We start from the raw sequence: 23,922 nt of genomic DNA, 5'->3' as shown, positions 1-23,922 counted from the left end.
CGTGCGCCACCTCCCCGAGTCGTACGCGTTGATCGCTCCCGCTCACCTGGCCGCGCAGGAACAGCTGGTCCCCTCTGACGTCGACGTGGATGCCGAGCTCGTGGGTCCGCGCGTCCTCGGCCAGCGCAGGAGGTACTGCCGGGCGGCCGTGGCCGCCTCCTCGGGCAGCTGCGACAGCTCCAGCCGCGCGGCCCAGGACGCCAGCGGCGGCGGCATGACGATGAGGTGGCCCTGGTCGCGCGGCCCCCGCTCGGCGATCACGATCGTGCCCGCGAAGACGTCGCCCAGCCGCTTGCCCCGCTGCGAGATCAGCGAGGAGATCAGCGCCGGCGCCCCGGTGAACGCCCAGATCTCCACCATCCCCGCCAGCCCGCGGAACAGCGCCTGGCGGAACCGCTCGGGCCCGCCGTCGTCGCCCACCACCCGCAGGCCCATGGCCAGCTTGCCGAGGCTGCGCCCCCGCGTGACCGACTCGAAGATCACCGGATAGCCGACCATCACCAGCACCATGAACACGATCATGACGGCGGCGATCATCGCCGGATCGCTGACCAGCGCGAACGCCTGCACCGCGACGAGAGCGGCGACGAGCAGCGTCACCTGCACGACCATGTCGATGACGAGCGCCACCGCACGGGTCGGAAGCTGCGCCACCCGTACCTCGACGACGACGGCGTCCCCGGTCACGACCTCAGACATATGTGGAGCCTAACGGCAATGGCCCGCTGATCGACCGGCCACAATGGTCGGGTGGACATCGACGCGTTCGTCACGGCGCACCGCCCCGCCTGGGACCGGCTCGAGCACCTCGCCAAGCACCGCTCGTCCCTGACCGGCGCCGAGGTGGACGAGCTGGTCGACCTCTACCAGCGGGTGTCCACCCACCTGTCGATCGTCCGCTCGTCCTCGGCCGACGCGATCCTGGCGGGCCGCCTGTCGGCGCTGGTCGCCCGCGCCCGGTCGGCGGTCACCGGGGCGCACGCCCCGGCGTGGCGGGAGCTGGTGAGGTTCTTCACGGTGTCGTTCCCCGTGGTGGCCTACCGGGCGCGGTGGTGGTGGCTGGCCACCGCCGTGGCGTTCACGGCCGTGGCGTGGGTGATGGGCGCGTGGGTGGCCGGCGACCCGCAGGTGCAGACGGCGATCGCGTCCCCGGACGAGATCCGGCGGCTCGTCGAGCACGACTTCGCCGACTACTACTCCGAGAACCCGGCCGCGTCGTTCGCCGGCCGGGTGTGGATCAACAACGCGTGGGTGTCGGCGCAGGTCATCGTCTACGCCATCTTCCTCGGGCTGCCCATCCCGTACGTGCTGTGGACCAACGCGGCCAACGTCGCCGTCTCCGGCGGCCTCATGGCCTCGCGCGGCAAGCTGGACGTGTTCTTCGGGCTGATCATGCCGCACGGGCTGCTGGAGCTGACCGCGGTGTTCCTCGCGGCGGCCGTCGGCATGCGGCTGGGCTGGACGGTCGTCGACCCGGGGCCGCGCAGGCGCGCCGAGGCGCTGGCCGAGCAGGGGCGCGCGGTGATGGCCGTGGCGCTCGGGCTGGTCGTGGTGCTGTTCGTGTCGGGGCTGATCGAGGCGTTCGTCACCCCGTCGGGGCTGCCGACGTGGGGGCGGATCGCCATCGGGGTGCTCGCGGAGGTCGCGTTCCTCGCGTACGTGCTGGTGTTCGGGCGGCGGGCCGCCCGCCGCGACGAGACGGGCGACATCGAGCACGCCCCCGACGTCGCCCCCAGCGCCTGACGGGGGTACGACGGGCCGTCACGCGGAACGGGCGGCTACAGCCGGCCGGCTGCCTTGAGCGCGAGGTAGGCGTCCGCCAGCGCGGGCGCGATGTCGTCCGGCGGCGCGTCCACCACCTCGACCCCGTGCCGGCGCAGCCGCGCGGTGATGCGCCTCCGGTCCAGCCGGGTGCGCTCGGCCGCCGCGGCGTCGTACACCTCCTCGGCCGTGCCCTTGCTCGCCGCCATGGCCGCCACCCGAGGGTCGGAGACGGCCGCGACGAGCACCAGGTGGCGCGAGGAGAGCTGGGGCAGCACCGGCATCAGCCCTTCGTCCAGCGCGGCCGCGTTGAGGTCGGTCAGCAGCACGACCAGGCAGCGCCGCTTGGCCCGCGCCAGGATCGCGGCCACCATGCCCTGCGAGTCGGCCTCGACCAGCTCGGCCTCGATCGGCGCCATCGCGTTGACCAGCGACGACAGCAGCTCGGTGCGGGAGGAGCCGGACACCCAGGCGCGCACGGCCCGGTCGTGGGCGAGGAAGTCGACCCGGTCGCCGGCGCGGGCGGCCAGCGCGGCGAGGAGCAGCGCCGCGTCCATCGACCAGTCGAGCCGCGGCCAGCCCGGCACCGGTCGCGTGCCGGACCGGACCAGCGGCCCGCCGCCGTTCGCGGCGGCCCCGGCCAGCGGTATCGGCGCCTCGCCCACCCGGCCGGCCGAGGTGCGGCCGGTGTCGAGGACGATCAGCACCCGCCGGTCCCGCTCGGGGCGCCAGGTGCGTACCACGACGTCGTGGCGGCGCGCGGTGGCCCGCCAGTCGATCGAGCGCACGTCGTCGCCCACCACGTACTCGCGCAGCGAGTCGAACTCCGTGCCCTGCCCGCGCACCAGCGCCGGGTGCCGGCCCTCCAGCTCGCGCAGCCGGGCCAGCCGCGCCGGCAGGTGCTTGCGCGACAGGAACGGCGGCAGCACCCGCACCGCCCAAGGAGAGCGGTGCCGTCCCTGGCGCGCGGCCAGTCCGAGGGGGCCGACGGAGCGCACGGTCACCGCCACGGACGCCCGGTCGCCGCGCCTGGTGGGGGTGAGTGTCACGGTGAGCCGGCGGCGCTCGCCGGGCGGCACGTCCAGCTTCATCACGCGGGGGGACGCCCCCGCCGAGGGCGGCCAGGCGTCGCGCAGCACGCCGCGGACCCGCCGGGAGCCCGGGTTCTCCACGACCAGCTCGACCGTGGCCCGCTGCCCGAGCCGCACCAGCGTCTCGCCGGAGCGGTGGAGGCGCAGGGGGCGCACGGAGCCGGCCAGCGCCAGGTCCACGAGGATCGCCGCGGCCAGCACGAGGCAGACCCCGGTCAGCGCCGCCCCCGGCCGCGGCGCCACCAGCACCACCACGACGCCGAGCGCGGCGACCAGCGCGGCGCGTCCCGTCAGAGCCATCAGCGCGGGACCGGGACCGAGGCCAGGATGCCGTCGAGCAGCCCGTCGGCGGTCGCCCCCTCCAGCTCGGCCTCGGGCCGCAGCTGCACCCGGTGCCGCAGCGCCGGCCGGGCCAGTGCCTTGACGTCGTCCGGCGTGACGTACGCGCGGCCCGACAGCCACGCCCAGGCGCGCGAGGCGGCCAGCAGCGCGGTCGCGCCGCGCGGCGAGACGCCGAGCTGGAGCGACGGGGAGTTACGGGTGGCGCGGGACACGTCCACGATGTAGCCGAGCACCTCGGGGGCGACGTGCACACCCGCCACCGCCTGGCGCCCGGCGGCCAGGTCGGCGGCCGTCGCCACGGGGCGCACGTGCGACAGGTCGCGCGGGTCGAAGCCGTGCGCGTGCCGCTCCAGCACCGCGATCTCCTGCTCGCGCGGCGGCAGCGGCACGGTCAGCTTGACCAGGAACCGGTCGAGCTGGGCCTCGGGGAGCTGGTAGGTGCCCTCGTACTCGACGGGGTTCTGGGTGGCGCACACCACGAACGGGTCGGGCAGCGGGCGGGCGTCGCCCTCGACGCTGACCTGCCGCTCCTCCATGGCCTCCAGCAGCGCCGCCTGGGTCTTCGGCGGGGTGCGGTTGATCTCGTCGGCGAGCAGCAGGTTGGTGAACACCGGCCCCTCGCGGAACTCGAACTCCGCCGTCCTCGCGTCGTACACCAGCGACCCGGTCACGTCGCCCGGCATCAGGTCGGGCGTGAACTGCACCCGCTTGAACTCCAGGTCCAGGGCCGCGGCCAGCGTGCGGACCATGAGCGTCTTGGCGACGCCCGGCACGCCTTCGAGCAGCACGTGCCCCCGGCACAGCAGCGCGATCACCAGCCCGGTCACCACCGCGTCCTGGCCGACCACGGCCTTGGACACCTCCGCCCGCAGCGCCGCCAGCGCCTCGCGGGCCGCCTCACCGCGGTCCGCCACGCGGGTGGTCTCCTCAGTGTTCACCGACCGTCCTTTCGATGGAGTCCAGGTACTGGGCCAGGGCGACGAGCCCGGCGTCGTCGGCGGGCTCCGGCCCGTACAGCGCCGCCCCGACCTGCCGCGGATCGTGCCCGGTCCGTACGGCGACGGCCGCGACGACCTCGTGCCGGCCCGCGTCGGCCGTCAGCCCGAGCCGGGGCACGAGCCGGTCGATCGCGCCGGCCCGCAGCACGTCGGCCGCCCGGCCCCGGGCGCGCCTGGCCCGGTAGAGCCGTCCGCGCCCCTCGACCGTCTCGGCGGCCCGCACGACGACCGGCAGCCGCTCGGTCACCACCGGGCCGAGCCGCCTGCCCCGCCACAACGCGGTGACCAGCACGGCCACCACCGCCATGCCCACGGCCCACGGGACGCCGGGCGGCATCAGGTCGTAGACCGACTCGCCGGCGGGGCCGGCCAGTGTCTCGTCCCGCGGCGGCTCGACCAGCCAGGTCACGGCCTTGGCCGAGCCCAGCAGGTTGAGCGCGAGCGCCGCGTTGCCGTCCTCGGCCAGGCGCCGGTTGGTCATGAACTCGCCGCCGCCGACGACCGTGGTCGTGCCGCCCGCGTTGGGCAGGCTGACGAGTGTCCAGCCCGCGTCGCCGGCGACCGGGTAGCAGCCGGTGGCGCCGCGCGGGGCGGTGAAGGCCGAGCCGCCCATGAAGGCGCTGCCCGCGGCCGTCGCGGCGGGCAGCGAGCACTCCGGCTCGCGCGAGCGTTCGCGCGGGGCCTCCGAGGCGACGCGGACGCCGGGGGCGAGCAGGTCGACGCGGTAGACGTCGCCGACCACGACGCGGTCGCCGCGGATCGCCGCCAGCGCGGCCGGGTCGAGGACGAGGCTCGTGCTGGTGACCAGCAGCAGCCGGTCGCCCTGCTGCGCCAGCTCCCGGGCCCGCGTCACCGAGTCCACCCGGTCCACGGTCACGCCGCGCTCGCGCAGCAGCTCGGCCAGCGCCTTGGAGCCGTCGAGGGAGGTGTCGTCGGGGTCGAGCCGGCGCGACGGTTCTCCGCCGCCGCCGATGACCACGCTCAGGACCGCCGCCGCCACGATGATCAGGCCGAGCAGCGCCGCCCACCGGCTCGCGCGCCAGGCGGAGCGGACGGTCGGCGAGGTGGACGACGACTCCCCGGCCTGGCCGGGCCCCATGCCGGAACCGGTCGCGAGGCTCATGCCGGGCCCTCCCCGCGCCGGCCGAGCGGTGCCCGGAGGTCGTGGCGGGCGCTCATGCCGGTGCTCCCAGCGCGGCGGGCCTGGCCTGGCGGAGGCGCTCGTCGAGGTCGCGCATGGCCGCGTAGGCCCCGGGGGTGCCGCTCACGCCGCCGTACGTCACGTCGTCGAACGAGCGCGCGGCGGCGGCCAGGTCGGCGGCGAAGCCCGGCAGTGCCCGGCCCGCCTCCTCCGCCAGCTCGTCGGCCGTGCGGCCGGGCTGCCCGTCGACCAGCGCGCGCGCCTCCAGGTCGCGGGCGATCGCGCGCAGCCGCTCCCGGATCGCCTCGCCGTGGCGCCCCTCGGCGGCGGCGCGCTCGGCCGCCTGCCGGTGCTCGGCGGCGGTCATCACCCGCTCGCCGAACACGCCCGGCAGGGCCCGCGCGTTCTCGCGCGCGGCGCGCCGCATCCGCCAGGCGCCCAGTGCGACCAGCCCGACGAGGACCAGCGTGATGAGGACGGCCGCGATGACGCCCCCGGTGGTGCCGCCGCCGGTCACCGCGTCCATGAGGTCCTCCACGAACTGGAGGAAGCGGCGGTAGACCAGGTCGATCAGCGACTCGTGGGCGTACGCGGGCCCGGAGAGCTCCTCGGCGGCCCGGCGGGCCGCCTCGTCCCTGCCGATCGGGCTCGCGGAAAGGATAACGGGCGGGATCACGGGCGCGAGGCTCACGGCCGCGGCGTGCCGGTGGGACGCCAGAGGTCGTCCGCCGACGCGTGCACCCAGCCCTGCCGCTGCTGCTCGACGGCCGCGGTCTGCAGGACGAGGTCGAACGCCTCGCTGCGCATGCGGCGGTCGGCGTAGAGCAGGCCCGCGACGCCGGCCTCGATCGGATAGCTGATCATCGCGCCCAGCGTGCCGCCGACGGCGATGAGCACCGCCGCCACGATCGCCGAGCCCGCGCCGCTGCCGAGGACGCCCAGCACCGTGCCGACCATGGTGAACGGCACCTGCAGGATGCTCGCGACCACGCCCACGATCAGCGAGGTGAGCAGCAGGATGCCGAACACGCGCCAGAAGTCGCCGCGGACGAGCTCCCAGGAGCGCCGCAGGGCGGCGACCGGGCCCAGGCCCTCCAGGACGACGGCCGGGGACGCCAGCCCGAAGACGGTGCGGAAGTACAACGCGTACGCCAGGTACAGGAGGGCCATCAGCAGCACGACGCCGATCAGCCCGCCCTCGGACAGGGACCCGGCGCCGGCCAGCGCCCAGAGGATCAGGGCGAAGACGAGGACGGGGACGACCATGACGACCGCCAGCAGGCCCACCATGCCGAAGAGCGCGGGCAGCCGCCCCCGGGTCAGCCGCCACGCCTCGCCCGCGGTGATGGAGCCGCCGAAGACGGCCCGGCCGAGGATGCGCGTCAGCACGCCGGTCAGGATGGTCACGGCCACGAAGCTGATGGCCAGCGAGGCGAGCGTGCCGCCGTACTGGGCGAGGAAGTCGTCGTACAGGCCGGTCGTGCCGACGGCCGTCGGGTCGGTGAACGAGTCGCGGATGGCCGTGCGCATCGAGCCGAGCAGGAACGCCTGGCCCACGGCGACCGGCACGGAGGCCAGCAGCGCGGCGACGGCGGACAGCCCGAGAACCGCCTTGGGGTTGGAGCGGACCAGCTTGATGGCGCCGTCGAGGATGTCGCCGAGCCGCAGCGGGCGCAGCGGGATGATGCCGGGCCGCGGGGCCGCCGGCGGCGCGTAGCCGTAGCCCTGGGGCCCGTATCCCTGCGGCCCGTAGCCCTGCTGCCCGTACCCGTCGGGCCGGCCGCCCGGCGGCTGCTGGGGATGGGTCGTGTACGGAGAGTGAGCGGCCTGCTGGTGGGGAGTCTCCGGGCCGTCGCCGCGCGGAGCTCCCGGGGCGGAGCCGGGGGCGGTCCACGGCGAAGGCTGCGGAGCGCCGTAGGGTGGGGGCTGCTCGGCCGCCCAGCCTGGTGGCGTCTCGGGTGAGGGGCCGTGACCGTCAGACATATCCCAATCCTGGCACGCTGGGGGACGCCGTGGTGTCGGGGAGGGCTTTCGGTGCGTACTTGCCCGCATTCGCGGGTGATTCAAGCGGGGTGATCTCGCCGGGGGATGGCAGAAAGGCGGTCGGTTACCGCAGACTGAGACGGCGATCGTGGTGCGAGTCTAAAATTCGTCATTTGAAGGTCTCGTGTCCCACACATGAGCCGACCAAGGGTAACCTTCAGCGATCGTGCTGGTATGTCCCAGAATGCGTAGAACGAATGAGGGGCCATGAAAGGTCGCGTGCTGGTCGTCGACGACGATGCCGCTCTCGCCGAGATGCTGGGCATCGTGTTGCGCGGGGAAGGCTTCGAACCATCCTTTGTCTCCGACGGCGACAAGGCGCTTGACGCGTTCCGGGACACGCGCCCGGATCTCGTGCTGCTCGACCTGATGCTGCCGGGGGCCGACGGCATCGACGTGGCGCGCAGGATCAGGGCCGAGTCAGGGGTCCCGATCGTCATGCTCACGGCCAAGAGCGACACGATCGACATCGTTCTGGGGCTGGAGTCCGGCGCCGACGACTACATCGTCAAGCCGTTCAAGCCGAAGGAGCTGGTGGCGCGCGTGCGGGCGCGGCTGCGCCGCACCGACGAGCCGACGCCGGAGATCCTGCAGATCGGCGACATCACGATCGACGTCGCGGGCCACTCCGTCAAGCGGGGCGAGGAGACCATCAACCTCACGCCGCTCGAGTTCGACCTGCTCGTCGCCCTCGCCCGCAAGCCGCGGCAGGTGTTCACCCGCGAGGTGCTGCTGGAGCAGGTCTGGGGCTACCGGCACGCCGCCGACACGCGCCTGGTCAACGTGCACGTGCAGCGTCTCAGGGCCAAGATCGAGAAGGACCCGGAGCACCCCGAGATCGTGGTCACCGTCCGCGGCGTGGGGTACAAGGCCGGACCCGCCTAGCGCGGTCCCTTCCCCCACGCCATGCCCCCGACGAGGAACGGTCTCCGTCGACGGACGCTCCGCCAGATCCTGGGCGGGGTCCGCCGGCGGGCGCGGCGTGCGGTGGGGGCGGTCCGCCGGGCCTGGCGGCGCTCGCTCCAGCTTCAGGTCGTCACCAGCACGCTGGTCATCTCCGTGACGGTCGTGGTCGTGCTCGGCGTGTTCCTCTCCGACCAGATCAACAAGTCGGTCATCGCGAGCAGCCAGGCGTCCGCCGCCAGCGAGGCGTTCGCCGACCGCGTCCAGATCGCCGCCGCGCTCAGCCAGGAGCCCGACGACCAGGCCAAACCCTCCGAGACGGGCAAGAGCGCGCCCGCCGACCCGCTCGACGCCGTGATGAACACCATCACCGGCTCCGGCGAGAACGGCTCCAAGAAGCGCTACGAGGTGCTCGTCCTCAACACCACCACCCCCGGCGCCTCGCGCGCCTCCGGCAAGGTGTCGCCGCAGGACGTGCCGGTCGCGCTCCGGCAGGGCCTCGAACGCCAGGCCCAGAAGATGCGCTACGACAAGCCGCTGCGACACCAGGCGCTCATCCGCTTCAGCGGCGACAGCCAGCCCCGGCTGACGCTGGTCATCGGCGGCCTCGTCCCGCCCGAGGCCCAGCCGGCCTACGAGGTCTACCACTTCTTCCCGCTCAACGACGAAGAGCAGATGCTCTCCAACGTCCGGCTCGCCATCGTCGTGGTGGGCTTCGGGCTGGTGCTGCTGCTCGCCGCGATCGCCTACCTCGTGGCACGCCAGGTCGTCACTCCCGTCCGGCTGGCGCGCCAGGCCGCCGAGCGGCTGGCCGCCGGCAAGCTCGACGAGCGGCTCAAGGTACGCGGCGAGGACGACCTGGCCCGCCTGGCGACCTCGTTCAACGAGATGGCGGGCAACCTCGCGCTCAAGATCCACCAGTTGGAGGAGCTCTCCCAGGTGCAGCGCCAGTTCGTCTCGGACGTCTCCCACGAGCTGCGCACGCCGCTGACCACCGTGCGGATGGCCGCCGACCTGCTCTACGACGCCCGCGAGGACTTCGAGCCGATGGCCGCCCGCTCGGCCGAGCTCATGCAGGCCCAGCTCGAACGCTTCGAGTCGATGCTGGCCGACCTGCTGGAGATCAGCCGCTACGACGCCGGCGCCGCCACCCTCGACCTCGACTCCGTCGACGTGCGTGACGTCGTGCTGCGCGCCATCGCCGACTCCGAGGCGCTGGCCGAGCGCCACGCCACCCGCTTCGAGCTCCGGCTGCCCAACGAGCCGTGCATGGCCGAGATGGACAACCGGCGGGTCGAGCGGATCCTGCGCAACCTGCTGTTCAACGCGATCGAGCACGGCGAGGGCCGTGACGTGGTGGTCACCGTGGGCGCCGACCGCGACGCCGTCGCCGTCGCCGTACGCGACCACGGCATCGGCCTGAAGGCCGGCGAGGAGACGATGGTGTTCGACCGGTTCTGGCGCGCCGACCCCTCGCGGGCGCGCACCATCGGCGGCACCGGGCTCGGCCTGGCCATCTCCCGCGAGGACGCCACGCTGCACGGCGGCTGGCTCCAGGCGTGGGGGCAGCCGGGCGAGGGCTCCCAGTTCAGGCTCACGCTGCCCAGGACGGCGGGGGCCGACCTCAAGGGGTCCCCGCTGCCGCTGGTGCCCCCGGAGATCGAGATGCGCCGCACCTGGCGAGGCCAGATGACCCCGGTGCTGCTGCCGGCGTCGGGAGACGGGGCCGTGCATGAGGAGGCATAGGCGGCTCGCCGCCGTCCTGGCCGTCGCCGTCGCGGCGTGGGCGGGCGGCGGCTGCGCGGTGATCCCGGTCGGCGGGCCGTTCCCCGTGGACGAGGCCGGCGGCGGCGACCCGATGAGCAAGCCGTTCCAGCGCATGATCGCCGTCAGGCCGCAGCCGGCGTGGGCGCCCCTCCAGGTCGTCCAGGGACTCCAGGCGGCGATGGCGGCGTACGCCGACGAGCCGGACGTGCTGCTCACCTACCTCACGCCCGCGACCGCGAAGACCTGGAAACCGGACGGGCCCGTCACCGTCATCGCCAACCGTCCCAAGTACGACTACGTCGGCAAGAGCGACGGCGACCAGGTCGTCATCCGGCTCACCGGCACCCCCGTCGCCCGCATCGAGTCCGACGACACGTACATGCCGTTCGCGGCCTCGGCGGGCGACATCTCCGTCGACTTCACGCTGGTCAAGGACGCGCAGGGCGCCTACCACGTCCAGTCGATCGAGCGGGGCGCCGGGCTGCTGCTCACCATGGACGACGTGGCCCGCGCCTACCGGCCGACCAAGCTGTACTACCTGGCCGGGCCGCCCGGGGTCAGCCAGGCGTTCGCCGAGCGGCGGCTCATCGTCGACCGGGTCTGGCTGCGCATCAAGCCCGCCGAGAACTTCGCGCAGACCATCGTCCGCCGCCTCCTGGAGGGGCCGAGCAAGGCGCTGCACGGCGCGGTCGGCAGTGTCTTCCCGCAGGGCATGAGCGTCCGCTCGGTCAGGTCCGACGACGACCGCGTCGTGGTCGACCTGCACGGCCCCATCGAGCCCGACGAGCTCTACACCGACGGGCTGAAGGCGCAGCTCAAGTGGACGCTCAACAACAACGACATGGCCAACGGCCGCACCATCGAGGTGCAGATCGACGGCGAGCCGTTCTACTCCTCCGATCCGCTGGTCATCCGGGCCGACGACATGCGCGAGGACTGGCTGGGCAGCAACGTCAGCCCCGCCTACTACGTCAGCCGGGGCGCGGTGCGCTCCCTCGGCGACGAGCGGCCCGGCAACGCCGTCCAGGGCCCGGCGGGCCAGCCGAACGACCTGTACCGCAGCCTGGCGATGGCCGACGGCGGCGCCATGGTCGCCGGGCGCGGAACGGAGGCGGCCGGAGGCGGCATCTGGGTCGCCCGGATCGCCCCCGACGGCCGGTGGCAGCGCTGGATCGAGGGCCGCGAGGCGGACCTGACCCCGCCCTCCTGGCACCGCGACGGCACCCTGTGGACCTACGACCGGGCCAACGACGCCGTGCTGCGCTGCGACCCGGGCGCCGGCCGCGGCCCCGAGCGGGTCGCCGCGCCCGGCCTCGACGGGCTCGACGTCACGCGGCTGCGCATCTCCCGCGACGGCGTGCGGGTCGCGGTGACGATCGGCAAGAACGAGGTCCGGGTGGGCGCGATCACCGGGGGCGGCGGGGCGCCCATGCTGGGCAACTTCCAGACGCTGACGACGGTGGCCGACGAGGAGGAGATCAAGGACATCGCCTGGCGCGACGGCGAGCGGCTGCTGGTGCTGGTGCAGAGCGACAACGTGCAGAGCGTCAGGGAGATCTACGTCGGCGACGGGCAGACCACGCAGCTCCCGCCGGTCAAGCGGCTCTCCTCGATCAGTGCCCTGGGGGTGCGGGTGCTGGCGGCCACGGCGGACAGCAAGGAGATCCTGGAGCTCAACCAGGACAAGCAGGCGTGGGTCTCCAAGGCCACGGGCGAGGCCGAGAACCCGGTCTTCTCCCTCGGCTGACCCGTCCCCGGCGGGAATGTCGGTGCGGTCATGCATGCTGGGCCGCGTGCTGAACGCCGTACTCGACGTGCTCCTGCCGCGCGCCTGCGTGGGCTGCGGCGCGGCCGGCGAGCCGTTGTGCGGCGAGTGCCTCGGGCCCCTCGTCGCCCCGGCCCCCCGGATGCCGGTCCCGTGTCCCGCCGGCCTTCCCGGGTGCTGGTCCGGGGCCCGGTACGAAGGGCCGGTGCGGCGGGCCGTGATCGCCTACAAGGAGCGCGCCCAGACCGGCCTGGCGGCCCCGCTCGCCGCTCTGCTGGCCTTGACCGTCGCCTCGGCCCTCGCTGAGGCTCACCGCGTCGAGGGCCCGTTCCTGGTCGTGCCGGTGCCGAGCGCCCGCCGCGCCGTGCGGGCCCGGGGCCACGACCCGATGGACCGGCTCGCCGAGCGGGCCGTGCGCGCGCTGCGGCGGCTGGGCCATCCGGCCGTGCTGTGCCGCGCGCTGACCCCGGCGCGGCGGGTGGCCGACCAGGCGGGGCTGGGCGCGGCCGAGCGGGCCGCCAACCTGGCCGGCTCCCTGCGCGTCACCGCCGCGCCCCGGAGCCCGCACAGGACCGTTCCGGGCCCTCTGGGGAGTCCCGTGGTGGTCGTGGACGATCTGGTGACCACCGGGGCCACGCTCGCCGAGGCCGCGAGGGCGCTGCGCGGGTCGGGCGCGGAGGTGGTGTGCGCGGCGACCGTGGCGGCGACACGCCGAAGGTTCTAACAAGGATTACGGTCATCGTGGTGACGCTGCGTGCCCGGCCGCGCTCACGGCGGGGTCACATCCGACTACCCGGTGTACGGCATGAGACCAGCTCAGAGAGATCATCTCGCCGTACATAAAGGTAGGGAGATCCTAAACCGGGGCAACCTTCCCCCAGGTCACCCCAAGCGAAAATCACAGAAAGTGATCATTTAGGTAATCCTCCGGCTGACATTCGGGTCCGATCCGGATAGCGTTCTGACATGGCACCCGTTCGGGTCCGTGGTTGCGCAGAGCCGGGAGTCCCGGCTCTGCTAGCCGATGCCAGCCGCAGGCGAAACGGTCCACGTAAGGCGACTCTTTGTCGACCGATCACGGTGCGGCTTAGGGGTAAGTCCTGCCTTCCCGAGGGTCCAGATGTCCCTCGTCAGGAGAGAAGGGCAGTAGTGGCATCAGAGCCGCGAAACCCTCAGCAGGCGGATGTGGGGTCGAAGACCAGGTCGGCCGGACGGGTGCCATCCGAAACCCCGGTGATGGACGGCCAAAAGCGGGGAACGGTGAACAGGAGGCGAACAGAGGACCCCGCTCGGCAGGCGCGTCGCCGGGCGCTCTATCTCAGTCGTTAGGCGAAGGGGGGCTGTTGCATGGACATCATCGTCAAGGGCCGGCACACAGGAGTGAGTGACCGGTTCCGAGACCAAGTGACGACCAAGCTGGCCAGAATCGAGCGTCTCGACAGCAAGCTGATCAGAGTAGACGTGGAGGTGTCGAAGGAACGCAATCCGCGCCTCGCCGCACAACGCGAGCGCGTCGAGCTGACCATCCATTCCCGGGGACCCGCCATCAGGGCCGAGGCCTCCGCCGACGACCGCTTCTCCGCCCTCGACATCGCCCTGGACAAGCTGGAAGGCCGCCTGCGCAGGCTCGCCGACCGGCGCAAGGTCCACCACGGCAACCACTGCCCGCCCTCCGTGGCGGAACTCACCGCGACGCTCCCTGACGCCGCGGACCTGGCGCCCACCCCGTCCCCGCTCGTCACCGCCGAGGCCGAGCCCGAGAACGACGACCTGCCCGAGGACTCCCAGTACGACGACCAGCAGTACGACGACATCGTCCCCATCGAGATGGAAGGTGACGGCCCGCTCATCGTCCGGGAGAAGTTTCACCGCGCCGAACCCATGACCATCGACCAGGCCCTCCTGGAGATGGAGCTGGTCGGGCACGACTTCTACCTGTTCCGTGACAAGGAGAGCGGCCAGCCGTGCGTCGTCTACAACCGGCGCGGGTACAACTACGGCGTGTTGCGGCTCGTCGAGCCCTGATAGCGTCTTAAAGGATCTTCTCGACCAACCGAGGATCGGGCACTCGTGTCATCATCGGTCCAACGGCTCTGGCCCCCCGACGAGGAGGAGACGTGAGCGAGCTCAGTCAGGTGTGTGTGAGCGAGCGAAGCGAGGTCGCGAGGCTGACCGAGGAGGCCCTGTGACCGAGCCCGGTGAGGGCGGCGCGCCCGGCGGCGAGCCGATCCGCGTGCTGATCGTGGACGACCACGAGCTGATCAGGCGGAGCCTGGCTCTGGCGTTGGCCGCCGAGCCCGACATCGACGTGGTCGGAGAGGCGAGCGACGGTCATGAGGCGGTCGAACTGGCCGACCGCCTCATGCCCGACGTGGCGCTGATGGACGTGCGCATGCCCCGGCAGGACGGCATCGAGGCCACCAAGGGCATCAAGGCCTCGGTGCCGAGCACCCGCATCATCATGCTCACGGTGAGCGACGAGGAGGAGGACCTCTTCGAGGCCATCAAGGCCGGCGCCACGGGCTACCTGCTCAAGGACGTCCAGATCAACGACGTCCCGGCGGCCGTGCGCGGCGTCCACGAGGGCCAGTCGCTCATCAACCCGGCCATGGCGGCCAAGCTCATCACCGAGTTCGCGAACATGAGCCGCAAGGAGGCCGAGCGGCCGCCCCAGCTGCCGGTCCCGCGGCTCACCGAGCGCGAGATGGAAGTGCTGCGCCTGGTCGCCAAGGGCATGAACAACCGGGAGATCGCCAAGCAGCTCTTCATCAGCGAGAACACGGTGAAGAACCACGTCCGCAACATCCTGGACAAGCTGCAGCTGCACTCGCGCATGGAGGCGGTCGTCTACGCCGTGCGCGAGCGCATGCTGGAGATCACCTGACGGCCGTCTCCAGGTGGGCGGCGAGGCCCGGGTCGGCGCGCTCGACCCGCACGGCGTCGCAGCCCACCCACTCGGCGGCCGACCACAGGGCGTCACGCAGCGCGTCGGCCCACTTCGCGCCACTCAGGCCGGGCTCCAGGCTGAGCTGACGCGCCACCAGGGTGGACCCCTCTCGCGCCGGATCGACCCGGCCGATCAGCCGGCCGCCGGCCAGCACGGGCATGGTGAAGTAGCCGTGCATGCGCTTGTGGCGCGGCACGTACAGCTCCAGCGTGTACGAGAAGCCGAAGACCCGCTCGGTGCGGCCGCGGTGCCAGATGAGCGAGTCGAACGGCGAGACCAGCGTCGTGCGGTGACGGCCGCGCGGCTCGGCGGCGAGCGCCTCGGGATCGGCCCACGCCGCCGCGCCCCTGCCCGTCGCCCCCTTCCCCTTGGCCGCGCCCTGGCCGTTGACGGCGACCGCCACCTTGCCGTTGCCGCCGCTCGCGGTGGTGGCGCCGTTGGACGCGCCCCGTGCCGGCCATCCCGACACGGTGACGGGCACCAGCCCGGCCGCGCCGCTGAGCAGGCACTCGTCCAGCATCGCGGCGTACCTGCCCTTGAGCCGCAGGAAGTCGATCAGGTCGCCCCGGGTCGCCACGCCCAGCGCCCGCCCCGCGACACGCGCGAGCCGTACGACGCACTCCTCGTCGGTGAGGTCCTCGGCCAGGAGATCGGCGGGGACCACGCGCTCGGCGAGGTCGTAGACCCGCCGCCAGCCGACGCGCCGCGTGCAGACGAGCTCGCCGATGTCGAGCAGCCACTCCAGCGCGATCTTGGACTCGGACCAGTCCCACCACTCGCCGGCCTGCCCGTCGCCGTCGGAGCGCCTGGCCGCCCGGGCGCCGCCCACGTCGGCCGTCGTGACCGGACCCGCCGCACGCACCCGCTCCAGCAGCTCCTCGACATGGCCGGTGGGAACCTGGTGCCACCGGAACTTGCGCTCCTGGTAGGCCCGGCGGCGGAACGCGTAGAGCGGCCAGTGCTCGATCGGCAGGATGCACGCGGCGTGGCACCAGTACTCGAAGCTCTGGGCGGGGTCGTCCCAGTAGGCCCGCTCGACCGCCGGCCTGCCGACCGCTCCCTGGCGCGCGTAGGCGACCAGCTCGTGGGAGCGGGCGAGGACGGAGATCGTGTCGAGCTGCACCGCGCCGAGCCTGCGGAGCATGCCCCGCACGCCGCCCCGGCGCCCCTCGGCGCCGAGCAGTCCCTGCGCGCGCAGGATGATCCGGCGCGCCTCGTCAGCGGTGAGGTCCGTCATGTCGACGATTCCGTACGGCGAAGCATGCCGCGCATGCTAGCGCCGCCCACCGACAGAACGGGTCGGCGGCGGAGAGCGGAGAAACCACACCCAGTCCACCGGCTTACGCCCAAGGTGGGAGTGTCATACCTGAACCGGTACGACACGGTCGTCTGGGGACGCTGCCGTGGGGCCGGTCCGTGGCCGCGCGCACGCCGTCAACACGTGGCCGACGCGCCCGAAGGACCCCGCACTCCGGAAACCCCCGGAGGGCCCGGCCATCCGGGACGCCCAGCCGGACCCCGACCGCCCGTCCGCGCCCCTCGGGCCGTCCGGGTCCGTGGCTCGTCCGGGCGGGGGAGCGGCGGCATCCCTGGGTGGCGCCGCTCCGGTGCCCGGACGGACGGGGTCAGCGGTGGTCTTCGGTGGACATGCCGACGCGGGGCGCGTCGATCACGACGTCGGTGAAGATGTCGAAGACGAGCGCGAGGATGCCGCCCACGACCACCAGGCCGACGCCGATCCAGATGAGCGTCCAGGTCGCCATGGTCATGCCGACTCCGCCGACGATGAACCCGATCAGCATGACGGTGACCGCCAGCCACGAAGACGCACGACCGCCGTGACTGCCGAGATTCTCAGTCTGCTCCGTCTTCTGGCCTTCAACCATGACAAAATCCTTCCCTTTGCCGGATATCCCGCTATTTGGTGCGAGCCGGCTGTCAACCGGCATACCCTCTGCCTGACCCCATTCTCCCAGACATCACCTGCGCCCTCGCTGCCGCGGTGGCTGTGTCCGCTGGCGGAACCGCCTACCATGGCAACGGGGAAGTTTGTCTCGGCCTCTCCTCCTGGCGGCGCCGCCGGGGTAGACCTGCGAGGAGCTTTACATAAAGTGGCAGCCATTCTCGACAAGATCCTGCGTGCCGGCGAGGGCAAGATCCTCCGCAAGCTCAAGCGGATCGCAGACCAGGTCAACTCCATTGAGGACGACTTCACGAGCCTGTCCGACGCGGAGTTGCGCGCGCTGACGGACGAGTTCAAGCAGCGCCACGCCGACGGCGAATCGCTCGACGAGCTGCTTCCCGAGGCGTTCGCCACCGTGCGTGAGGCGGCGCGCCGCGTGCTCGGCCAGCGCCCCTACGACGTCCAGATCATGGGCGGCGCCAACCTCCACATGGGCAACATCTCCGAGATGAAGACCGGTGAGGGCAAGACCCTGACCTGCACCCTGCCCGCCTATCTCAACGCGCTGGCGGGCAACGGCGTGCACGTGATCACGGTCAACGACTACCTCGCCAAGCGCGACGCCGAGAAGATGGGCCGCATCCACCGCTTCCTCGGGCTCGAGGTCGGCGTGATCCTGTCCGGGCAGCAGCCCGACGAGCGCCGCAAGCAGTACGAGGCCGACATCACGTACGGCACCAACAACGAGTTCGGCTTCGACTACCTGCGCGACAACATGGCCTGGTCGCTGGACGAGTGCGTGCAGCGCGGCCACTTCTTCGCGATCGTCGACGAGGTCGACTCCATCCTCATCGACGAGGCCCGCACGCCGCTGATCATCTCCGGCCCCGGCGAGCAGTCCGGCAAGTGGTACGCCGAGTTCGCCAAGATCGTGCCCCGGCTGCGCAAGGGCGTCGAGGCGAAGAACCCCGGCGAGGAGAGCACCGGCGACTACGTCGTCGACGAGAAGAAGCGCACGGTCGGCGTGCTGGAGGCGGGCGTCGCCAAGGTCGAGGACTGGCTCGGCATCGACAACCTCTACAAGCCCGAGCACACCCACCTGGTCGGCTTCCTCAACAACGCGCTCAAGGCCAAGGAGCTCTTCAAGAAGGACAAGGACTACATCGTCTCCGACGGCGAGGTCCTGATCGTCGACGAGTTCACCGGGCGCATCCTGCACGGCCGTCGCTACAACGAGGGCATGCACCAGGCCATCGAGGCCAAGGAAGGCGTGAAGATCAAGGACGAGAACCAGACTCTCGCCACCGTCACGCTCCAGAACTACTTCCGCCTCTACGAGAAGCTGTCCGGCATGACCGGCACCGCCGTCACCGAGGCCAACGAGTTCCACAAGACGTACAAGCTCGGCGTGGTCCCCATCCCGACCAACCGGCCGATGATCCGCAAGGACCAGGCGGACGTGGTCTACAAGACCGAGGACGCCAAGTTCGACGCCGTGGTCGAGGACATCAGGCAGCGCTACGAGCAGGGCCAGCCGGTGCTCGTCGGCACCACCTCGGTCGAGAAGTCGGAGCGGCTGTCGCGGGCGCTCAAGCGCCGGGGCGTGCCGCACGAGGTGCTCAACGCGAAGAACCACGAGCGTGAGGCCGCGATCATCGCCGAGGCGGGCCGCAAGGGCGCCGTCACCGTCGCCACCAACATGGCCGGCCGCGGCACCGACATCATGCTCGGCGGCAACCCCGAGTTCCGCGCCGACCTGGAGCTGCGCCAGCGCGGCCTCGACCCGGTCGAGACGCCCGACGAGTACGACAAGGCCTGGCCGGAGGCGCTGGAGAAGGCCAACGCCGCGGTCAAGGCCGAGCACGACGAGGTCACCAAGATCGGCGGCCTCTACGTCCTCGGCACCGAGCGCCACGAGTCGCGCCGCATCGACAACCAGCTCCGCGGCCGCTCCGGCCGTCAGGGCGACCCCGGCGAGTCGCGCTTCTACCTCTCGCTCGGCGACGACCTGATGCGCCTGTTCAACTCGGCCCGCGTCGAGATGATCATGACCAGGCTCAACATCCCGGACGACCAGCCGATCGAGTCCGGCATCGTCTCCAAGGCCATCGCCTCCGCGCAGCACCAGGTCGAGCAGCAGAACTTCGAGATCCGCAAGGAAGTTCTCAAGTACGACGAGGTGATGAACCGCCAGCGCAAGGTCATCTACGCCGAGCGCCACCGGGTGCTGGAGGGCGCCGACCTGCACGAGCAGGTCCGCGGCTTCGTCGGCGAGGTGATCGACGGCTACGTCGTGGGCGCCACCTCCGAGGGCTTCGCCGAGGAGTGGGACCTCGACAAGCTGTGGAAGGCGTTCAGCGAGCTCTACCCGATCCAGATCACGGTCGACGACCTGGTCAAGGAGGCCGGCTCGCGCGAGGAGCTCACCCGCGAGTTCATCAGCGAGAAGGTCAAGAAGGACGCGCTGGAGGCGTACGACCGGCGCGAGCAGGAGCTCGGCTCCGAGGCGATGCGCGAGTTCGAGCGCCGGGTCATCCTGTCCGTCCTCGACCGCAAGTGGCGCGAGCACCTGTACGAGATGGACTACCTGCGCGAGGGCATCGGCATGCGGGCCTACGCGCAGAAGGACCCGCAGATCGAGTACCAGCGCGAGGGCTTCGAGATGTTCGCCGCGATGCTCGAGGGCATCAAGGAGGACTCCGTCGGATTCCTGTTCAACATCGAGGTCGAGGTTCAGCAGAACCCGATCGTCGAGGAGGAAGAGGACTCGGTGATGGCGGAGACCCGCTCCATCATCGCGCGCGGTCTGCGCGGGCCCGAGCGGCCCGCGGAGCTGGAGTACACCGCGCCGGGCGAGCAGGGCGACGTCGAGCACACCCGGGTCCGCACCAGTGCGGCGGAGCGGGCGGCCTACGGCAACGTCGAGCGCAACGCGCCGTGCCCGTGCGGTTCCGGCAAGAAGTACAAGCGCTGCCACGGCGACCCGCGCAACGCGGCCTGACCCGAGGCTCCACGGCCCCGCCCCTCTCGCTCACGCGAGGGGAGCGGGGCCGCTCGGCTTCCGGGGGTGAGGCGTCGTTCTTCCGGGTCAGGCGGTTTCGAGGTCCGTGACGAGCCACTGGACGCCGCGTCGTTCCAGGCGCATGGCCAGGACGTGGCTGCGTTCGCCGCAGTGCAGCAGCACGCACATCTCCACCACCCCGTCCGCGGGCTCCGTCACGTGGGGCACGGCGGCGAACGGCGGGCGGCGCGTGTCCAGCATGCGGCCCGCCCGCACCAGTCCCCGGTACGCGTGGTCGGTGAGCCGGTCCGCGACCGACTCGGGCGGGCGGCGTCCGGCGAGGACCTCGGCCACCGCCTGACCGAGCAGGCGCAGGCTCCGCTCGTCCGGCGGGGCGCCCGGCGGACCCCACACCAGCGGCAGCGAGTCCAGGGCGAGTGACCCCGCCACCGCGGGCGGCTCCGCTTCGGGGCGGCGGGCGGGGACCGGGGTGAGGCGCGCGGCGCGCGTGCGGGGAAGGGATGGCATGGGCCCTCCAGAATCGCGGGGGAGACGATCGCTACAAGGAGTTTTCGGCCCGGCCCCCGGATACCTCGGCCGCCAACTTCTCAGGTGGGGGCGGTGGTTCGGGGGAGTTGGCGGAGAAGATCACCGGGAGTTGGAGTGGTGTCCGGCCGTCCCGCGCGGCGTTCCGGTCGCCGGCGACGTGGATCCGGCCGTCCGGAAGATTTCCGGACCGCCGTCGAGCGGTGATACGGCCCCAGCGAAAAGGACGCCGGCGAAGAGGACGCCGGTGAAAGGGTCGCCGGCGAAAGGACGCCGGCGGGAACGGCCCGGGCGAAACGGCGGCGAGCGAAACGGTCCTAGGGGAGGGGTCGCGTCTCCGGCGGCGCCGTCTTCGGCGGCCCCTCCGTGGCCGGTTCCGCAGGGGCGGGGGCCTCGGGAGGGGCGGGGGCCTCCGGAGGGGTGCGGGGCTCGCCGGAGTCCACGTCAGGCTCGGGCTCCCGGCCCGGCGTCATGATGTTCAGCCGGCGGATGAGGAAGCTGAACACCACGTAGTACACCACCCCGTACACCACCCCGATCGCGAGGATCGCCGGCAGGTTGCGGGTGTTGGACTTGCTGGCGTTGAGCAGCATGTCGAGGAGCCCGGCCGAGAAGCCGAACCCGAGCTGCCCCCCGGCCAGCGTCGTCACCGCCACCGCCACGCCCGTCAGCACGGCGTGCACGACGAACAGCAGCGGCGCCACGAAGATGAACGCGAACTCGATCGGCTCGGTGATGCCCGTGACCAGGGACGCGAGCGCGGCCGACAGCATGATGCCGCCCACGGCCCGGCGCCGGTGCGGCGGCGCGGCCCGCCACATGGCCAGCGCGGCGGCCGGCAGCGCGAACATCATGATGGGGAAGAAGCCGGCCATGAACTGCCCGGAGTGCTCGGCCCCGCCGAAGTAGCAGTTCCAGTCACCCCCGAGGACCCGCCCGCCCACCTCGCACTGCGGCACCACGTGCCACACGATCGAGTTGACGAAGTGGTGCAGCCCGAGCGGGATGAGCAGCCGGTTGATCAGCCCGTAGATGCCGGTCCCGAGCGGTCCCAGCGTGGTCAGGGCCTGGCCGGCGTCGCTGATCCACTGTCCGAGGAACGGCCAGATCCAGCCGATGACCACGCCGAGCAGCAGCGCCGCGATGGCCGTGACGATGGGCACGAAGCGCCGCCCGCCGAAGAACGCCAGCCAGGACGGCAGCTTGATGCGGTGGAAGCGCTGCCACAGCACGGCGGTGACGAGCCCCATCATGATGCCGCCGAGCACCTGGGTGGGGTTCTGCAGCCCGTAGTCGACGACCTCCTTGATCCCGCCGTCCTCGACCTTGCGCAGCAGCACGGTGTCGCGGATGGACGAGCCGAGGAACATCACCTTGGACACCCGGTCGAACACCAGGTAGCCGACGACGGCCGCCAGCGCGGTCGTCCCGTCGGACTTGCGCGCGAAGCCGATGGCCACGCCCACGGCGAACAGCAGCGGCAGGTTCTTGAACAGGGCGTCGCCGGCCGCCTCCAGCACCTGGGCGATCTGCGCCATCCACGCGAACCCGGCCACGTCGGCCAGGCCGCCGGGGGCGGGGCCGTTGGAGCCGAGCATGTCGGACTGCCCGAAGCGCATGAGCAGCGCGGCGGCCGGCAGGGCGGCGATGGGCAGCATGAGGGAGCGGCCCAGCCGCTGGAGTACGGTCATGACCCGCGCGAACCGCGGCCGGAGGGCGCTCAGGGCGCGGGCGGGCGGCGAAGGCCGGGCGGTGGTCTCGTTCACCGGGCGTTCCTCCTGAGGGTGGGAGCCGGGCCCTCAGCCCCGTCTGGCGGGCATTTCCAGGATGGTACGCAACTGGTAGCGGTCGGCGCGGTAGGTCGAGACGCCCAGCTCGGCGCAGACGCCGCCGGCGAAGGACCTGCGCTGGAGCAGGAGCACGGCGCCGCCGCGCGGCAGCTTGAGCAGGTCGGCGTCGCTCGGGTCGGCGATGCCCCCGTCGATGGTCAGCTCGCCCGCGTCCATGACGAGGCCGTAGCGGCTCTCCAGGAGCTCGTACAGCGACTTGCCGGACAGGTCCAGGTCGCCGAGGCCGGGGGCGAGCCGGACGGGGATGTGCGCGCGCTCGATGGACAGCGGCTCGCCGTCGGCGGTGCGCAGGCGCTCGATGAAGTGGACCTCCTCGCCCGGCTGGATGCCCAGCTCCTTGGCCAGGTGGGCGCTGGCGCGCACGATCCGCCGGTCGAGGTCGCGCGAGCCGGGCTCCATGCCGCGGGCGCGCATGTCGTCGCTGAACGAGGTGAGCTGGAGGGCCAGCTCGATCTTGGGGCGGGCGACGAACGTGCCCTTGCCGGGCACGCGGTGCAGCCGCCCCTCGGACACCAGGTGGTCCACCGCCTGCCGGACGGTCATGCGGGACAGGCCGAAGCGCTGGCAGAGCTCCCGCTCGGACGGGATGGCCGCGCCGATGCTCAGCTCGTCGCTGTCGATGAGGTCCAGCAGGATCTCGCGCAGCTGGAAGTACTTGGGCACCGGGCTGTCCGGATCGATGTGGGCCACGGATCCTCCCCTCGATCTGACCTGGGCAATGGGCTATGGTTCGTACTGGTCTAGTCCGGACTAGACCACATGTCGCAAAACAGGGTCAAGTCCGAACGGTAACGATTGCGAGCGTGAGATGACCAGCAAGATGCGCAGCGAGATCGCCGAGCAACCCGCGGCGCTGAGGGCCACGCTCGACTCCCTGCTCCCCCGGGTCGGCGAGGTGCGGGCGCTGGGTGAGCGGACCCGCCAGCTGCTGTTCATCGCCCGCGGCACGTCGGACAACGCCGCAGTCTACGGCCGCTACCTCATCGAGTCGCGCGCGGGGAGGCTGGCCGCGCTCGCCGCGCCGTCCATCGCGACGACGTACCGCCGCAGGCTGGACCTCGACGGCGTGCTGGCCGTGGCGATCTCCCAGTCCGGCCGTACGGAGGAGATCGTGGAGACGCTGGCCTGGGCGAGCGACTGCGGCGCGAAGACCGTCGGCATCACCAACGGCGGTCCGGACAGCCCGCTCGCGCAGGCGGCCGACCTGGCGTTGTGCACGCTCGCCGGGGAGGAGAAGGCCGTCCCGGCCACGAAGACCTACACCACGCAGCTCGCCGCGCTGGCCGTGCTCGCGCTCGGCCTCGGCGCCGAGGTGGACGAGAAGGACCTCCAGCGGGTGCCGGACGCCGTCGAGGGGCTCATCGACGCGCCGGGCGACCTGGACGCCGTCGTCGAGGGCCTGGCCGACAAGCACGGCGCCGTCGTCTCGGCCCGCGGCCTGGCCTTCTCCACCGCCCTGGAGACCGCGCTCAAGCTCAAGGAGGCGTGCTACCTGCACGCCATGGGCCTGTCGTACGCCGACCTGCTGCACGGCCCGATCGCGGTCGTGGACGCCGAGACCCCCGCGCTGCTCCTCGCCGCGGAGAACAGCCCCACGCTGGCCGGGACCGTCGCCCTGGCCGAGCGGGTCGTCGCGGCCGGCGCGCCCGCGTTCACGATCGGCGGCGGCCCGGCGCTCGCCGCGGCCGGAACCGCCTCGCTCAACGGCCCGGACCTGCCGGAATGGGTCGCGCCGATGGGGCTGATCATCCCCGGCCAGCTCCTGACCGAGGCCCTGGCCCGCCGGCTCGGCGTCGACCCCGACGCCCCCCGCGGCCTCAACAAGGTGACGCAGACCGACTGAGCGGGACGGCGGTCACGGACG

Annotated in this window: 20 protein-coding genes; 9 read left to right on the top strand and 11 right to left on the bottom strand. The window is 72.3% G+C overall.

The window, feature by feature from the left end; genetic code table 11:
* Positions 1-42: 42 nt before the first annotated feature.
* A complete protein-coding gene (locus tag MTP10_RS36670) occupies positions 43-699 on the bottom strand; it encodes an RDD family protein (RefSeq protein ID WP_310715786.1) in 657 nt (218 codons plus the stop codon).
* A 51-nt stretch (positions 700-750) separates the two neighbouring features.
* On the opposite strand from MTP10_RS36670, the gene MTP10_RS36665 reads away from it, so the two are divergent.
* Complete coding sequence (locus MTP10_RS36665; protein WP_310715784.1) at positions 751-1,743, top strand: stage II sporulation protein M; 993 nt, start codon at positions 751-753, stop codon at positions 1,741-1,743.
* Between the two features lie 35 nt (positions 1,744-1,778).
* Here the strand turns inward: MTP10_RS36665 and MTP10_RS36660 are convergent, their stop codons facing one another.
* The 5 genes from MTP10_RS36660 to MTP10_RS36640 are packed head-to-tail and all read right to left on the bottom strand — an operon-like array spanning position 1,779 to position 7,316.
* Positions 1,779-3,152, bottom strand: coding sequence for a DUF58 domain-containing protein (locus MTP10_RS36660; protein WP_310715782.1), 1,374 nt, complete (start codon positions 3,150-3,152; stop codon positions 1,779-1,781).
* Positions 3,152-4,132: a MoxR family ATPase gene (locus tag MTP10_RS36655; protein ID WP_310715780.1), complete on the bottom strand. Its 981-nt coding sequence runs from the start codon at positions 4,130-4,132 to the stop codon at positions 3,152-3,154. The genes MTP10_RS36660 and MTP10_RS36655 overlap by 1 nt, the downstream gene beginning before the upstream one ends.
* Positions 4,122-5,315 carry a DUF4350 domain-containing protein gene (locus tag MTP10_RS36650; protein ID WP_310715778.1) on the bottom strand — a complete coding sequence of 398 codons (1,194 nt, stop codon included), beginning with the start codon at positions 5,313-5,315 and terminating at the stop codon, positions 4,122-4,124. Before MTP10_RS36650 ends, MTP10_RS36655 begins: the two co-directional genes overlap by 11 nt.
* A gap of 52 nt (positions 5,316-5,367) precedes the next feature.
* Positions 5,368-6,009 carry a DUF4129 domain-containing protein gene (locus MTP10_RS36645; RefSeq protein WP_310715777.1) on the bottom strand — a complete coding sequence of 214 codons (642 nt, stop codon included), beginning with the start codon at positions 6,007-6,009 and terminating at the stop codon, positions 5,368-5,370.
* Between the two features lie 11 nt (positions 6,010-6,020).
* Complete coding sequence (locus MTP10_RS36640) at positions 6,021-7,316, bottom strand: glycerophosphoryl diester phosphodiesterase membrane domain-containing protein (protein ID WP_310715774.1); 1,296 nt, start codon at positions 7,314-7,316, stop codon at positions 6,021-6,023.
* A 267-nt stretch (positions 7,317-7,583) separates the two neighbouring features.
* Between MTP10_RS36640 and mtrA the strand changes: the two genes are divergently transcribed.
* From mtrA to MTP10_RS36610, 6 genes are all read left to right on the top strand, one after another.
* Positions 7,584-8,261: an MtrAB system response regulator MtrA gene (gene mtrA / locus MTP10_RS36635; protein ID WP_106236674.1), complete on the top strand. Its 678-nt coding sequence runs from the start codon at positions 7,584-7,586 to the stop codon at positions 8,259-8,261.
* Positions 8,262-8,282: 21 nt separating this feature from the next.
* On the top strand, positions 8,283-10,025 hold the full coding sequence (gene mtrB, locus MTP10_RS36630) for an MtrAB system histidine kinase MtrB (protein WP_310715771.1): 1,743 nt from the start codon (positions 8,283-8,285) through the stop codon (positions 10,023-10,025).
* Positions 10,012-11,793, top strand: coding sequence for an LpqB family beta-propeller domain-containing protein (locus MTP10_RS36625; protein ID WP_310715769.1), 1,782 nt, complete (start codon positions 10,012-10,014; stop codon positions 11,791-11,793). Before mtrB ends, MTP10_RS36625 begins: the two co-directional genes overlap by 14 nt.
* 46 nt (positions 11,794-11,839) lie before the next feature.
* On the top strand, positions 11,840-12,535 hold the full coding sequence (locus MTP10_RS36620; RefSeq protein WP_310715767.1) for a phosphoribosyltransferase family protein: 696 nt from the start codon (positions 11,840-11,842) through the stop codon (positions 12,533-12,535).
* Positions 12,536-13,158: 623 nt separating this feature from the next.
* On the top strand, positions 13,159-13,836 hold the full coding sequence (gene hpf, locus MTP10_RS36615; RefSeq protein ID WP_310715765.1) for a ribosome hibernation-promoting factor, HPF/YfiA family: 678 nt from the start codon (positions 13,159-13,161) through the stop codon (positions 13,834-13,836).
* A 160-nt stretch (positions 13,837-13,996) separates the two neighbouring features.
* A complete protein-coding gene (locus tag MTP10_RS36610) occupies positions 13,997-14,695 on the top strand; it encodes a response regulator transcription factor (protein ID WP_310715763.1) in 699 nt (232 codons plus the stop codon).
* On the opposite strand, the gene MTP10_RS36605 is transcribed toward MTP10_RS36610, so the two are convergent.
* Both MTP10_RS36605 and MTP10_RS36600 read right to left on the bottom strand, forming a co-directional pair.
* On the bottom strand, positions 14,688-15,995 hold the full coding sequence (locus MTP10_RS36605) for a DNA glycosylase AlkZ-like family protein (RefSeq protein WP_310715762.1): 1,308 nt from the start codon (positions 15,993-15,995) through the stop codon (positions 14,688-14,690). The two genes, MTP10_RS36610 and MTP10_RS36605, sit on opposite strands and share 8 nt — an antisense overlap.
* 388 nt (positions 15,996-16,383) lie before the next feature.
* The gene (locus MTP10_RS36600; protein ID WP_310715760.1) at positions 16,384-16,707 is read right to left on the bottom strand and encodes an HGxxPAAW family protein; all 324 of its coding nucleotides are present in this window, start codon (positions 16,705-16,707) and stop codon (positions 16,384-16,386) included.
* Between the two features lie 162 nt (positions 16,708-16,869).
* On the opposite strand from MTP10_RS36600, the gene secA reads away from it, so the two are divergent.
* Entirely contained in the window at positions 16,870-19,662 is a 2,793-nt protein-coding gene (gene secA / locus MTP10_RS36595; RefSeq protein WP_310715758.1) for a preprotein translocase subunit SecA, read from the top strand.
* Positions 19,663-19,749: 87 nt separating this feature from the next.
* On the opposite strand, the gene MTP10_RS36590 is transcribed toward secA, so the two are convergent.
* From MTP10_RS36590 to MTP10_RS36580, 3 genes are all read right to left on the bottom strand, one after another.
* Positions 19,750-20,190: an Rv3235 family protein gene (locus MTP10_RS36590; protein WP_310715755.1), complete on the bottom strand. Its 441-nt coding sequence runs from the start codon at positions 20,188-20,190 to the stop codon at positions 19,750-19,752.
* A 335-nt stretch (positions 20,191-20,525) separates the two neighbouring features.
* Positions 20,526-21,974: a PTS transporter subunit EIIC gene (locus MTP10_RS36585; protein WP_310715753.1), complete on the bottom strand. Its 1,449-nt coding sequence runs from the start codon at positions 21,972-21,974 to the stop codon at positions 20,526-20,528.
* A 33-nt stretch (positions 21,975-22,007) separates the two neighbouring features.
* Positions 22,008-22,748 (bottom strand): GntR family transcriptional regulator, encoded by a 741-nt coding sequence (locus MTP10_RS36580; protein WP_310715752.1) that lies wholly within the window; start codon positions 22,746-22,748, stop codon positions 22,008-22,010.
* 118 nt (positions 22,749-22,866) lie between these two features.
* On the opposite strand from MTP10_RS36580, the gene MTP10_RS36575 reads away from it, so the two are divergent.
* Positions 22,867-23,901 (top strand): SIS domain-containing protein, encoded by a 1,035-nt coding sequence (locus MTP10_RS36575; RefSeq protein WP_310715750.1) that lies wholly within the window; start codon positions 22,867-22,869, stop codon positions 23,899-23,901.
* The last annotated feature ends 21 nt before the right edge of the window (positions 23,902-23,922 follow it).

It is taken from the genome of Nonomuraea sp. 3-1Str (assembly GCF_031570565.1).
Lineage (GTDB): Bacteria > Actinomycetota > Actinomycetes > Streptosporangiales > Streptosporangiaceae > Nonomuraea.
This window is presented reverse-complemented; position numbering and strand designations above follow the sequence as displayed.

Excerpts from the sequence above, each read along its gene's own strand:
- MTP10_RS36670 (WP_310715786.1), bottom strand. The coding sequence starts at position 699 with ATGTCTGAGGTCGTGACCGGGGACGCCGTCGTCGTCGAGGTACGGGTG.
- MTP10_RS36660 (WP_310715782.1), bottom strand. The coding sequence starts at position 3,152 with ATGGCTCTGACGGGACGCGCCGCGCTGGTCGCCGCGCTCGGCGTCGTG.
- MTP10_RS36650 (WP_310715778.1), bottom strand. The coding sequence starts at position 5,315 with ATGAGCCTCGCGACCGGTTCCGGCATGGGGCCCGGCCAGGCCGGGGAG.
- MTP10_RS36640 (WP_310715774.1), bottom strand. The coding sequence starts at position 7,316 with ATGTCTGACGGTCACGGCCCCTCACCCGAGACGCCACCAGGCTGGGCG.
- mtrA (WP_106236674.1), top strand. The coding sequence starts at position 7,584 with ATGAAAGGTCGCGTGCTGGTCGTCGACGACGATGCCGCTCTCGCCGAG.
- mtrB (WP_310715771.1), top strand. The coding sequence starts at position 8,283 with ATGCCCCCGACGAGGAACGGTCTCCGTCGACGGACGCTCCGCCAGATC.
- MTP10_RS36625 (WP_310715769.1), top strand. The coding sequence starts at position 10,012 with ATGAGGAGGCATAGGCGGCTCGCCGCCGTCCTGGCCGTCGCCGTCGCG.
- hpf (WP_310715765.1), top strand. The coding sequence starts at position 13,159 with ATGGACATCATCGTCAAGGGCCGGCACACAGGAGTGAGTGACCGGTTC.
- MTP10_RS36605 (WP_310715762.1), bottom strand. The coding sequence starts at position 15,995 with ATGACGGACCTCACCGCTGACGAGGCGCGCCGGATCATCCTGCGCGCG.
- MTP10_RS36600 (WP_310715760.1), bottom strand. The coding sequence starts at position 16,707 with ATGCCGGTTGACAGCCGGCTCGCACCAAATAGCGGGATATCCGGCAAA.
- MTP10_RS36590 (WP_310715755.1), bottom strand. The coding sequence starts at position 20,190 with ATGCCATCCCTTCCCCGCACGCGCGCCGCGCGCCTCACCCCGGTCCCC.
- MTP10_RS36575 (WP_310715750.1), top strand. The coding sequence starts at position 22,867 with ATGACCAGCAAGATGCGCAGCGAGATCGCCGAGCAACCCGCGGCGCTG.